Source organism: Flavobacterium sp. GW821-FHT12A05, assembly GCF_058807735.1.
The window spans coordinates 149,665-163,394 of the sequence record NZ_JBXAQY010000011.1 but is presented as its reverse complement, the minus strand read 5'-3'; the positions used below and the strand labels follow the sequence as shown (position 1 = coordinate 163,394).

The following is a 13,730-nucleotide window of genomic DNA, read 5'->3' as shown; positions in this document are numbered from 1 at the left end:
TGCAGTGCGTCTTTACAATTGAATATAAAAACCGAGTCAGAAATGGCTCGGTTTTTTTTATGGGTAAATTTAGGATTATATTTAGGATGTAGACGCACTGCAGTGCGTCTCTACACTCATTCTGACAAAATGATAAATGTCATTTTCCATTCGGATTCTTTTTCGTAATATTACTATTGTAAATTTTTTTTGAATGAGAAAGATCAAATACAAGAAAGGACGTAAACTTCAGCACATTACATTAGAGTACACAGGGTCGCATAAAGAGCACGAAACCGAAATGCAGCTTTTTGTGTATGATGATAATGATGTTGTAGAATATGATAAGTTTACAACTCTTGCCCTAAATTCTTGTTTTGATTATACAAAAAACAACTGGTTGAACATTCATGGCTTAAATGATATCAATCTTATTAAAACAATTGGTGCTCATTTTAAGCTGGATGATTTTCTTCTTGCCGATATTTTAAATACCACCAAAAGAACCAAGTTAGAAGAACAGCAAAACGTTCTGTTCTTTAATATAAAATCGCTTTTACCTTCTGAATACTCAGATAATATAAGCGTTGAGCAAATTAGTTTTATCTTAAAAGAAGGAGTTTTAATTTCTTTTCAGGAAAAACGAAGCGATTTCTTTACGCATGTCCGTGAACGCCTTCGCACACATGCGGGAATTGTAAGAACTAAAAAAGTAGATTATCTTTTGTATTTACTTTTAGATGCCGTTATGGAAAACTTCTACATTACAATTGAAGATGAAGAAGATAAAATTGAAGAATTGATCAATTTGACAAAAAAAGGCGCAGATCCTGTTATTTTAGAAAAAATTGAAAATCATCGTGATAACTTTAATTTCTTAAAGCGTTCTATAGTACCGCTTAGAGATTCTTTGTACTATCTTAAAACCATTAAAGATGACGATGAAAACGGCCTGATTCAGAAAGATACGTTTAATTTCTTTATCAGACTACACCAAAAGAGTTTAGAGCTCTTAGAACAAATAGAATCGGATATGAGCGCATTAGAAAGTGCTTCGAATTTCTACTTTTCGGAACAAAGCCGAAAAATGAATGAAATCATGAAAACTCTGACTATAATTTCGGCCATATTTATTCCGCTGACTTTTATTGTTGGAGTATACGGGATGAATTTTGAAAACATGCCGGAACTTAAAACTCAGAATGGCTATTTTGTCGTTATGGGGATCATGTTTCTGCTGGTAATAGGGCTGATAGTCTATTTCAAAAAAAGACGCTGGTTTTAGCGTTTTAATAATTAAAAATTACAATTTAAAATACATAATGTTTAGTTTCAAAATATAAATTATGAGTAAAGCAGTATATATAGCAACCAGTGATCATAATAGTGGGAAATCAATTATTACCCTCGGATTAATGAGCATTTTGATTGGTAAGACGGCGAAAGTGGGGTATTTTAGACCGATTATAGAAGATTTTGAAGATGGTGAATTAGACAATCATATTGAAACCGTTTTGTCTTATTTTAATCTGGATATTAAGTTTGAAGATGCCTATGCCATTACAAAAAGCAAACTGATTAAAAAGAAAAACAAAGGGAAAATAGGAGATGTTTTAGATTTAATTATTGAGAAATATAAAAAACTTGAAGAACGTTTTGATTTTGTTTTAGTCGAAGGAACTAGTTTTACAGGTGAAGGAACTTCTATTGAATTAGATTTGAATGTTTTAATTGCAAAAAATCTTGGAATTCCAACTATAATACTGGCATCTGGAGTTGGAAAAACTTTAGAAGAATTAGTAGATAATTTGTATTTAGTTTATGACTCTTTCAAAGTAAAAGATGTTGAGGTTTTATCCGTGATTGCCAATAAGGTACAGCCTGAGAATATTGAATTGGTTACTAAGAGTCTGCAGAAAAGTCTGCCTGAAAATGTATTGGTAAATACAATTCCGCTTATCTCGAGTTTAAACAATCCAACAATGCAGGAAATTGTAAATGAACTTGATGCCAAAGTATTATTTGGAGGTAATTATCTGAATAATGAAATTGGGCATTTTAGCGTTGGAGCCATGCAATTGCATAACTATTTAGTGCATTTACATGATAATGCATTAGTAATTACTCCGGGAGACAGATCAGACATTATTTTAGGGGCTTTACAAGCTAATGAATCGGCTAATTATCCAACAATTTCGGGAATTATTCTAACAGGAAATATTGTTCCGGAAGAGAGCATTTTAAAGCTTATAGAAGGACTTTCTGCAATTGTACCTATTATCGCTGTTGATGGCGGAACGTATCATATTACAAATAAAATTGGGAAGATAAAATCAGAGATTTATGCTAACAACACGCATAAAATAGAAACCTCAATAAGTACTTTTGAAAAATACGTTGATAATGACGCTTTATCTGAAAGATTAATCACTTTTGAAGCAGAAGGTATGACACCAAAAATGTTTCAATACAACATGGTTAAAAGAGCTAAACAACATCGTAAACATATTGTGCTGCCGGAAGGAAACGATGACAGAATTATTATAGCTGCATCAAGATTGATGGACATGAATGTGGTTGATATTTCAATTATTGGCGATAAAAAACAGATAGAGAATAAAGTAACAGAACTTGGAATTACACTTGATTTTTCAAAAGTGAATATTATAAATCCAATAGAATCTGAATTTTATGAAGATTATGCTAATACTTATTATGAGCTTAGAAAAGCTAAAAACGTAAGTATTACAATGGCAAGAGATTTAATGGAAGATGTTTCGTATTTTGGAACTATGATGGTGTATAAAGGCCACGCAGACGGAATGGTTTCTGGTGCAGCACATACGACACAGCATACTATTTTACCGGCGTTACAGTTTATTAAAACGAAACCAAATTCATCAGTAGTTTCATCTGTATTTTTTATGTGCTTAGAAGACAGGGTTTCTGTTTTTGGAGATTGCGCCATCAATCCTAACCCAACGGCTGAACAATTGGCGGAAATCGCAATTTCATCTGCAGATTCAAGCGCTGCTTTTGGAATTGAACCAAAAATTGCCATGCTTTCTTATTCTTCAGGATCATCAGGAAAAGGAGATGAGGTAGATAAAGTAAGAACTGCAACCGAGATTGTAAAACAAAAACGTCCAGACTTAAAAATCGAAGGTCCAATTCAATATGATGCTGCAGTTGACCGTGCAGTTGGAAAAAGCAAAATGCCGGATTCTGAAGTTGCAGGGCAGGCAAGCGTGCTTATTTTCCCGGATTTAAATACAGGAAACAATACTTATAAGGCAGTACAAAGAGAAACCGGAGCTTTGGCAATTGGTCCAATGCTGCAAGGATTAAACAAACCTGTAAACGATTTAAGCCGTGGCTGTACTGTAGATGATATTATTAACACAGTCGTAATTACAGCAATTCAGGCACAGGGAATGTAGTTAATTATGAATTATAAATTATGAATTTGCGTTGAGTCTTTTAGTAAAAGCGCAGCACCTTAAAAACTTAGCATCTTAGCACCTTTAAATAAATGAAAATACTTATAATAAACTCAGGAAGTTCTTCAATAAAATATCAATTAATGGTTATGCCGGCAAACGAAGTAATTTGCAGCGGTATGATAGATAGAATTGGTTTAGAAACGTCAAATATCAGCTTTAAAACAGCTTCAAATTCGTTTGAAGAAATATTGCCAATTCCAACACATAAAGTAGGATTGCAAAAAGTAGCCGATATGCTTTTGGACCCTGAGACAGGAGTTATAAAAACGACATCAGAAATCACAGCAGTGGGTCATAGAGTAGTGCATGGAGGAAGTTATTTCTCGAATACAACCATTATTACTGACGAGGTTAAAGAAAAAATAAAAGAACTTTCAGAATTAGCTCCTTTACATAATCCGGCTCATTTAGTTGGAATAAACGTTGCCGAAGAAATATTCGCTTCTGCAAAACAAGTAGCAGTTTTTGATACCGCTTTCCATCAAACTATTCCGGTTGAAGCTTATAAATATGCTATTCCTAATTTTCTTTTAACAGAGCATAAAGTCCGCGTTTATGGCTTTCACGGTACAAGTCATAAATATGTTTCAGAAAAATCTATTGGTTATTTAGAAAAGAATTCAAAAATAATTACCATTCACTTAGGAAATGGCTGCAGTATGACCGCAGTTAAAGACGGAAAAAGTATTGATACCACAATGGGATTCTCGCCTGCAAATGGCTTAATTATGGGAACTCGTGCTGGTGATATCGATCAATCAGTTATTTTTTACCTGGTTAAAAATTTAGGTTATACGCCGGACGAAGTAAATTCTATTTTGTTAAAACAAAGCGGAATGCTTGGCTTAACAGGATATAGCGATCTTCGTGATATTGAGTTGAAAGCATCAGAAGGAAACAAAGATTGTCAATTGGCTTTATTAATGAATGCGTATAGAATAAGAAAAACAATTGGTTCTTACACAGCAGCATTAAACGGACTAGACGCTATTATATTTACAGCAGGAATTGGAGAAAATTCTTCTTATATGCGTAAATTAATTTGTACAGATATGGATTATTTTGGAATTCAAATCGACGACGAGAAAAATCAAGTCCGCTCAAAAGAAATAAGAGAAATAAACAGCTCAGATTCAAAAACAAAAATTTTAGTTGTACCAACTGACGAAGAGTATGAAATTGCGAATCAGGTTTTTCAACTGCTTCAAAACTAAAAAATAAATCAAGTTTTTCAAAAGCTTCTCAATCGAGAGGCTTTTTTTACGCTTAAAAATAAATATTTGTGAGTATCTTTGAATATAAATCCGAATATATTGAAATCGATACTTTTAAAATCAGTTTTCTTCTTTTTCATTGCTTTTCAAATTCAAGCACAAGAATTACTTCCCTTTGTCGAAAATTATAATAAATCAGATTACCAAGGCGATAATCAAATCTGGAATGTCGTTCAGGGTAATGATAAGGCCATGTATTTTGCCAATAACCATTATTTATTGCGATATGATGGTGTAATTTGGGAAAAATACTCTCTGCCAAACAAAACTATTATTCGTTCTATTTTAATTGAAGGAGATCGAATTTACTCGGGTTCTTATAAAGAGTTTGGATATTGGTACCGAAAAGAGGGCAAAATGCATTATGTTTCGATTACCAAAAATCTTAGATTGTTTGATGAAAAGGATAATGAGGAAATCTGGAAAATTTTTAGGTTTAAGGATTCACTTTATTTTCAATCTTTTAATGATGTTTTTATTTATGATGGAAAACACATAAAAAAAATAAAATTTCCATTTTTAATATCCTACTGTTTTGTGATTGATGATGCTGTTTATGCAGCTTCTGTTAATAAAGGTCTGTTTAAAATGAATGGATCAAAAATTTCTAATCCAAAAGGATGGGATGTTTTAAAAAATACCGTTGTTCATGCTGTCGAAAAGTATGAAGGCAAGACTTATATTTTTACGCAAAAGAGAGGAATTTTTACGGTAGAAAAAAATGGGTTACAGCCATGGAATAATCCTTTAAACGAAACATTAAAATCAAACGGAATAAACGTTGCTAAGTTTATTAAAAACAATAAACTTGTTGTTGGAACTGGAAATAAAGGTGTTTTTATTTACGATTTCAAAACAAATACTTTTAAGAACATTGACAGGAATAATGTTTTGATGAACAATTCTGTTTTAAGTATTGGTTTTGATAAAGAAGAGGATTTATGGCTTGGTCTCGATAACGGAATTGCTCATGTTGAGATAAATTCTCCAATTTCTTTTTTTTACGATAATTCAGGAATTTTAGGGTCTGTTTATTCGGTTGCAACTATAGATAAAGGGTATTTGATAGCTTCAAATCATGGAATTTTTGAATTTGATTCGGGTAATTTTAAGATGCTCCCTAGCACTCAGGGACAAGGCTGGAATATTACTAAAATTGGTGATAAATATGTTATAGGTCATAACGATGGAACTTATTGTTATGAAAATGGTGCACTTACCAGAATTAATAATATAAGCGGAGGCTGGAATTTATCTAAAAGTATGATCAATGATACTTATTTTCAGTCTACCTATAGCGGTGTTGTAGCTTACAAGGATGCATCGAAACTTAATGAAAACAAAATAATCAATGATCTTTCAAAACCTATAAAGTACGTTGCCCAAAATAAAAAAAATGAAATCTGGGCAGCAGATAATTACCGAGGACTTTACAGAGTTTTATTTGATGATAATTATAAAACTAAAAAAGTTGAGAATATCACACAGCAAAGCAAGATCGCAAATGATTTTGGAGTCAAAATTTTTGAATTTAGAGATGAGATACTTTTCCTAATTAATAATGTCTGGTATACATTCAATTCGATTTCGAATAAGTTAGAAGAAAACGAATTGTTTAATGCTAATTTCAAAAACATTTCCGATATAGTAGCTATAGATCAGGATCACTTTATGGTGCTTCAAGATGGAATTTTGTATCACATATATTCACATGATAACAAATTTGTCTGGAATATAATTCAGGAAAAGTATTATAAAGGAAAATTGATTAATGAAAATCTTAGGATTTTTAAAAGTCAGAATCATTATTTACTAAATCTGGATGATGGTTTTATTTCGCTTCAGTTAGAATATCAAAACAAACAAAACAAGGGAGTAAAAGTTGAAGCTTATAACAATAATGTGTTACTGCCTAACGATGAAAAAATAAAACACAATACAGAACTTAGAATAAATGTGATATCTGGAATTTATGGTGCAAGTAAACCAAATTTATTTTATCAGATTAATAGAGAGAAAAATTATATCCCAATTTCAAATGGTTCTATTGTATTAAACAATCTTGGCAGCGGTTCACATTCTATTGTAATTTTCAAACATGATGGAGCTAATTATGAAAAAGTTTCCAGTTTTGATTTTAAAGTAGCACAGCCGTGGTATTTTTCATTTTGGATGATTTTACTTTATTTATTAGTGATAGGAGCAGTGTTATTTTTCTATTATAAATGGAATAAACTTCGCTATACCCAAAAATTAAAACTACAGGCCGAAGAATTAAAGCATCAGCGCGAAATTCTGGAAATGGAATTAAAAGCCGAAAACGAATTGAATGTTCAAGAATATGAAAAACATATTTTAGAACTAGAACTTCAAACTAAATCATCTGAGGTTGCCGGAAAATCTTTGTCTATAGCAAAGCAAAGTGAGATGATAGAGAATATTCAAAATATTCTAAATTCAGAAAAAGATTTTAATAAGCTGAAAAGTGAAATTAAAAAAGCAATTAAGATAAATGAAGTAAATAAACACGAATGGGAGATTTTTGAAACGAACTTGAATCAAATTCACAACGAGTTTATTATAAATCTTTCTAAAAAGTATCCGCATTTAACTCCTAAGGATATAAAACTGTGTGTTTATTTAAAAATGAATCTTTCTTCTAAAGAAATTGCACCTATGATGAATATTTCCTTTAGAGGTGTTGAATTACATCGATATCGTCTAAGAAAGAAGCTAAATCTAACACAGGACGAAAACCTGTCAAAATTTTTATTAACTCTGTAAGATTCGGCTTTATTTTTTACAGAATTTATATTTTTCTACATCAAAATTTATATAATTCCAATACATCATTACTACATCATAATGTAGTGTTAATGAAATTATTTTAACATTTATTACGTTGATAATCATGTTAATATGAACAAAATTTAACATAATGATGTAGCTATGCTGTAGTGGTTTATGATGTACTACAACGTTGTAATTGCGTAATTTGGCTTCACTAACTTAAACGATTACAAACTGTATGAAAAATTTTATTTTTAGCTTATTTGTGCTCCTGTTATTACCAGCTTATATGTCTGGACAGGCACAAGCAATTAAAGGAAAAGTAGTAGACAGCAGCGGAATGGGAATTCCCGGAGCAATCATTGCTTCATCTGATGCTAGAGCGACTGCTGATGCAGATTTCGACGGAAACTTTACAATCAATGCAAAGCCTGGAGACATATTAAAAGTCTCTATGTTAGGTTTTGATGCAGTTTCTGTACCGGCAACTGCCGCACCAATGACAATTACTTTACAAGAATCAGGTGACACTGCTCTTAAAGAAGTTGTTGTAATTGGATACGGTACAAGAAAAAAGATTGATAATACTTCGGCTGTGAGCTCAATCAAGTCTGAAGAAATTACCAAGATGAAAGTAATTAATGCTTCGCAAGCGATTCAAGGTAAAGCTGCGGGTGTTCAGGTAGCTACTTCAGATGCACCGGGAAGTACACCATCTATTGTAATTAGAGGTGTTGGTACAGCATTAGGTGGTAGAAATCCATTATACGTTGTAGATGGTATGCCGGCAGACAACATTAATAATATCAATACAAATGATATTACTTCGTATGAGGTATTGAAAGATGCTTCTGCCCTTGCTATTTATGGTACAAGAGGAGCAAATGGTGTAATTATGATTACGACCAAAACTGGTAAAGGAAAAGTTACTGTTGATATTGACAGTTACGCAGGATTTAGAACACCTTTAAAAAAGGTTAGAATGGCTAATGCTGATCAATATATTCAGTATAACAATGCCGCTTTTAGCGCTCAGTTTCCAGGAGGAAGATTTTCTGAAAATCAACCTTACAATACCAACTGGATGGATGAGATTACAAGAACAGGGACATATACTCAAAATAATATATCTCTTTCTGGATCTTCAGAAAACATAAAATATTTTTTCAGTGTAGGTAATTATGAAGAAAAGGGTATTTTAAACGGAACTGATTATGGCAGAACTACTTTTAGAAGTAATAATGAATATAAGATTTCTGAGAAATTAAAATTAAGCCAAAACTTTAGTGTTAGCTCTATAAAAAATACGCCAAAACCTTTGAGCGCATTTACTTCTGCTTACAGACAATCTCCATTAGTTCCAGTTAGATATGCTGATGGAAAATATGGTGTTCCATTTGTAAAAAATGGTATTGTTGGAGAAACTGGTGATTCATTTAATTCAGTAGGAAATCCTGTAGCCACTTTAGATTTAAATGATGAGCAGCAAAAAACAGTTGTTCTTCAAGGGGGATTAAAATTAGATTGGGATGTTCTAAAATCATTAAAGTTTACGTCACAATTTAATGGAGAATATTTTACCTACAAACAGTACAATTTTGTAGATAATGTTGCAACATGGCTAGCAGCTGATCCAACTAGAGATGCAGCAAATTATGATAAAAGTTCAAATAGAAATACATTGACAAGAAATACAGATGATTATTTCAACTGGAATTTGTCAAACTATTTAACTTATAACAAAGTTTTTGGAGAAATTCATGATGTAGAAGTTACAGCAGGTATCGAAGCCAACGTAAGAGGAACTAGAAGTAAAACAACTGCAGATATTAAAAATGTGAATCCAAATAGTAATTTTTGGGCACTTGAAAATTATCCTTACGCACAAAATGGAGGGGTAACAAATTATAAAGCAGTTGATGATAATGAAGAACGATTGGCTTCTTATTTTGGACGTTTTCAATATAAGTTAAAAGATAGATACTTAGTAACAGGAACAATTAGACGTGATGGTTCTTCTAATTATGCTAGTGATTACCGTTGGGGAACATTCCCATCTGTTGGTTTGGGCTGGATTGTAACTAAAGAAAGTTTTCTATCAGATGTAAAAGGACTTGATCTTCTAAAATTAAGAGGTTCATGGGGTAGATTAGGAAACCAAAAAGTACCGCTTAATAGAGCATATTTCAGTTCAGGATTAGATTACAATGGTAATACTGGTCAAAGTATTATTGCTCAAATTGATCCTAGTTTAGGATGGGAAATTGTTGAAGAGACATCTGCTGGTTTAGATTTTGAGTTGTTTAAAAATAGATTAAAAGGAACTTTCGATTGGTATAATAAAAATACCACAAATGCAATATTGAATTCGAAACCTTATTCAACTTCTGGTATTACACTTGAATCTCCAACACATGTCGGAGAAGTTTCTAACAAAGGTTATGAAATTTCATTACGTTGGGATGATAAAATCAATGATAATTTGAGTTATTGGATCGGAGGAAATTTTTCTCATAATAAAAATGAGTTAACTCATCTTAAGGATGTAGAATTAGCTGTAATTAATGGAGGTTCATTAGGGAATGGTCAAACAACAAAAATGCTTGATAATACATCAATAGGCCAGCCTTTAGGCAGCTTTTATATGTATGAATATGCTGGTGTAGATCCATCGAACGGACAAATGTTATATTATGCAGCAAATGGAAATAAAGTACCTCAAGGAGCTTTAGATCAAACAAAAGATAGAAAATATGTTGGTTCAGTATTACCAACTTCTAATTATGGAGTTACTTTAGGATTAAATTACAAAAATATTGATTTTTCTGTTGATGGCTATGGTACTGGTGGTGCTAAGGTTTATAATGGTAAAAAAGCACAACGTTTTTATGGAGAAAATGTAGAAGCTTCACTTACTAGAGATTTTTGGACTCTGCCAAATGCAGCAGCATCAAATCCGGCACCATTTAATCAGGTTCCAGTTGCTTCAACTTACTATTTAGAGTCAGCTGATTTCTTTAGAATAAATAATATAACACTAGGATATAAACTTCCTCTTAGAGAAGAAGGTTTTATAAACTACTGTAGAATTTATGTAAATGCTATGAATCCATTTATTACTCAAAAATTTTCAGGGTTTTCTCCTGAAGTATTGGGTGACGGAGACTTAGTTAAAGGAACTCAGGGGGTTGAGTTAGATGCTTACCCAGCATTAAGAACATTTGTTATTGGGGCTAATTTAAAATTTTAATATTATGAAAAAATTATATATATCACTTTTTGTACTTTCAGCATTATGTATGTCTGGATGTTCGGATGATTTTTTAGATATAGATCAAACAAAAAATGTACCTGGTGAGCCTGAGCAAGTTAATAGTGATGCTGGAGCTACATCAATGGTAGATGCAGTTTATAATATATTCTTATCTTGGGATATGTCTTCTTTTGCCTGGAATGCTGTAACAAGTATTATTTCAGATGATGCAGATAAAGGTTCAGATCCAGGTGATACTGGTACTGATAAAGATGTTGTAGATGCTTTAACTTATAACGCTTCAACTCCATCATTTCAAAGTATTTGGGACTACAATTATGCAGGTATTAACAGAGCTAATCAGGCATTAGAAATGTTACCTAAATTAGATCAGGTTACACCATCTTTAAAAACTAGATTAGCTGGTGAAGCTAAATTTTTAAGAGCATTTATGTATTTTACTTTAGTAAAAGGATATGGAGCAGTTCCTATTGTAGATCATTTATCTCCTGTTCCAATTTCACAAGCAGATAAAGAAATGCAATTAACACGTAAGCCAGTTGCAGATGTTTATGCTTTTATAGAAAAAGACTTAAAGGATGCAATACAGGCACTGCCTTTAAAATCTGCTTATTCAGGTTCGGATGTTGCCAGAGTTTCTCAGGGATCTGCTTATGCACTATTAGCAAAAGTAAGTTTGTATCAGAAAAAATGGCAGGCTGTAATTGATAATTGCGATAAAGTAACAGGTTATTCTTTAGTTTCTGATTATTCTTTGCAATATAAAAAAGAAGGAGAATTTGGTTCTGAATCAATTTTTGAAATTAATGGTATTGGTTCACCTACTGCTCCAGGATTTGGTATTGGAAACTACACCGTTTCTCAAGCACCTCGTGGTGCTGGTGGATGGGGTTGGGGTTTCAATACACCAACGGAAGGCTTAGCTAGTGCTTATGAGCCAGGAGATGTAAGGAGAGCCGCTACTATTATTTTTAGAGGTTCGACTTTATACGATGGCAGAGTAGTTGCTTCAACTGTAAGTAATCCTATGTACAATTACAAAGCGTATTCTTCTGCTTTTTACAATCTGGAATTTACAGATACAAACCTTAGATATTTACGTTATGCTGAAGTATTGTTAATGAAAGCTGAAGCGTTAAATGAATTAGGACAAACAAGTGCTGCTATTCCATTATTGAATCAAGTGAGACACAGAGCTAATCTTGGTGATACACCAGCAGTATCTCAAGCTGACGTTAAAATTGCTATCTGGAAAGAAAGAAGAGTTGAGATGGCTTTTGAGCACGACAGATGGTTTGATCTTATCAGAACTGGACAAGCTCAGGCAGCTATGGCAGCAGATAAGAGTTTACAATTCCCTAATGGAAAAACTTTTGTTGTTGGAAAACATGAATTGTATCCAATTCCATCTAGTTTTATTCAACAATCAGTTGGGTATTCTACTCAAAACCCTGGTTACAATTAAAATCTTAAAATCACTTCCCTTAGAATTCTAAGGGAAGTGATTATTTATTCAATATTTAAATTTTTATAATGATTAGAATTTCAGTTTTATTTTTAGCTTTTACTTTTTTTAGTTGTGGATCAAATGCAGAGAAATCAAAAGAAAATGCAGAAGAAAATACTTCTGGCGTTGTTGCATTAAGTGACGAACAGCTTATCGAGGTTGTTCAAAAACAAACTTTTAAATACTTTTGGGATTATGCAGAGCCTAATTCCGGATTAGCCAGAGAACGTTACCATCCAGATGGAGTTTATCCAGAAAACGATGCCAATATTGTTACAACAGGTGGTTCGGGTTTTGGGTTAATGGCATTGGTTTCAGGAATGTCTCAAGGTTATATTACTAAGGAGCAAGGTGTAGAGAGACTTAACAAAATTGCAGATTTTTTAGGCAAAGCAGATCGTTTTCATGGCGCATGGTCTCATTGGATCGATGGAAATACAGGAAAAGTAAAACCTTTTGGAACCAAAGATAATGGCGGCGACTTAGTCGAAACTTCATTTTTGGTTGCAGGGATGATTACAGTTCGTGAATATCTTAAAGATGGGTCTGAGAAAGAAAAAGCAGTAGCACAAAAATATGATGCACTTTGGAAAGGTGTAGATTGGCAATGGTACACAAACAATAAAAATGTTTTGTATTGGCATTGGTCTCCTTCTTATGCATGGCAAATGAATTTTCCGTTAGAAGGATATAACGAATGTCTAATTACTTATGTATTAGCAGCTTCATCTCCAACGCATACTATAGATGCAAAAGCATACCACGAAGGATGGGCAAGAAGTGGCGGCATTGTTACTTCAAAAACAAAATATAATATCCCGTTAGTTTTAAAGCACAATGGAGCAGAAGAATACGGCGGCCCTTTATTCTGGGCGCATTATTCTTATGTAGGATTAGATCCAAATCAATTAACAGACAAGTATGCAAATTATTGGGATTTGAATGTGAATCAAACGAAAATCAATTATGAATACTGTGTTGAAAATCCTAAGAAAACTGAAGGTTACGGACCAAATTACTGGGGATTAACAGCATCATATTCTAGAAATCCTGATGGATCGATTGGTTATAATGCACACATGCCAAGTAACGATCAAGGTGTTATTTCGCCAACAGCATCAATCAGTTCAATTGTTTATACTCCAAAAGAATCTCTTGCTGTAATGAGAAATCTTTATGAAAATCATAAAACAGAAACTTGGGGCAATGCTGGTTTTTACGATGCACTTAGTTTAGGGAATAATTGGGTTGCAAAACGTTATTTAGCAATTGATCAGGGACCGGAAGTTGTGATGTTAGAAAATTACCGTACTGGATTATTGTGGAAATTATTTATGAATGCACCAGAGGTAAAACAAGGTTTGACAAAACTTGGATTTAAATCTGGTAAATACGGAATCTAA

The 13,730-nt window shown here is 32.8% G+C and carries 7 protein-coding genes; all 7 read left to right on the top strand.

Annotation, left to right across the window (positions count from 1 at the left end; genetic code table 11):
• Nucleotides 1–193: 193 nt before the first annotated feature.
• The 7 genes from corA to AC1RRQ_RS22340 all read left to right on the top strand — a co-directional run bounded on the left by corA (nucleotide 194) and on the right by AC1RRQ_RS22340 (nucleotide 13,730).
• Entirely contained in the window at nucleotides 194–1,264 is a 1,071-nt protein-coding gene (gene corA, locus AC1RRQ_RS22370; protein WP_493025220.1) for a magnesium/cobalt transporter CorA, read from the top strand.
• A 61-nt stretch (nucleotides 1,265–1,325) separates the two neighbouring features.
• Nucleotides 1,326–3,419, top strand: a complete 2,094-nt coding sequence (gene pta / locus AC1RRQ_RS22365; protein ID WP_493025218.1) for a phosphate acetyltransferase — start codon at nucleotides 1,326–1,328, stop codon at nucleotides 3,417–3,419.
• Nucleotides 3,420–3,511: 92 nt separating this feature from the next.
• Nucleotides 3,512–4,696 (top strand): acetate/propionate family kinase, encoded by a 1,185-nt coding sequence (locus tag AC1RRQ_RS22360; RefSeq protein ID WP_493025217.1) that lies wholly within the window; start codon nucleotides 3,512–3,514, stop codon nucleotides 4,694–4,696.
• Between the two features lie 99 nt (nucleotides 4,697–4,795).
• Entirely contained in the window at nucleotides 4,796–7,540 is a 2,745-nt protein-coding gene (locus AC1RRQ_RS22355; RefSeq protein ID WP_493025216.1) for a helix-turn-helix and ligand-binding sensor domain-containing protein, read from the top strand.
• A 244-nt stretch (nucleotides 7,541–7,784) separates the two neighbouring features.
• Complete coding sequence (locus AC1RRQ_RS22350) at nucleotides 7,785–10,796, top strand: SusC/RagA family TonB-linked outer membrane protein (RefSeq protein WP_493025214.1); 3,012 nt, start codon at nucleotides 7,785–7,787, stop codon at nucleotides 10,794–10,796.
• A 4-nt stretch (nucleotides 10,797–10,800) separates the two neighbouring features.
• Entirely contained in the window at nucleotides 10,801–12,285 is a 1,485-nt protein-coding gene (locus AC1RRQ_RS22345; protein ID WP_493025213.1) for a RagB/SusD family nutrient uptake outer membrane protein, read from the top strand.
• A gap of 68 nt (nucleotides 12,286–12,353) precedes the next feature.
• A complete protein-coding gene (locus AC1RRQ_RS22340; RefSeq protein WP_493025211.1) occupies nucleotides 12,354–13,730 on the top strand; it encodes a glucoamylase family protein in 1,377 nt (458 codons plus the stop codon).

What these genes read in the sequence shown, in the direction of transcription:
- corA (WP_493025220.1), top strand. Translation starts at nt 194, where the DNA reads ATGAGAAAGATCAAATACAAGAAAGGACGTAAACTTCAGCACATTACA.
- pta (WP_493025218.1), top strand. Translation starts at nt 1,326, where the DNA reads ATGAGTAAAGCAGTATATATAGCAACCAGTGATCATAATAGTGGGAAA.
- AC1RRQ_RS22360 (WP_493025217.1), top strand. Translation starts at nt 3,512, where the DNA reads ATGAAAATACTTATAATAAACTCAGGAAGTTCTTCAATAAAATATCAA.
- AC1RRQ_RS22350 (WP_493025214.1), top strand. Translation starts at nt 7,785, where the DNA reads ATGAAAAATTTTATTTTTAGCTTATTTGTGCTCCTGTTATTACCAGCT.
- AC1RRQ_RS22345 (WP_493025213.1), top strand. Translation starts at nt 10,801, where the DNA reads ATGAAAAAATTATATATATCACTTTTTGTACTTTCAGCATTATGTATG.
- AC1RRQ_RS22340 (WP_493025211.1), top strand. Translation starts at nt 12,354, where the DNA reads ATGATTAGAATTTCAGTTTTATTTTTAGCTTTTACTTTTTTTAGTTGT.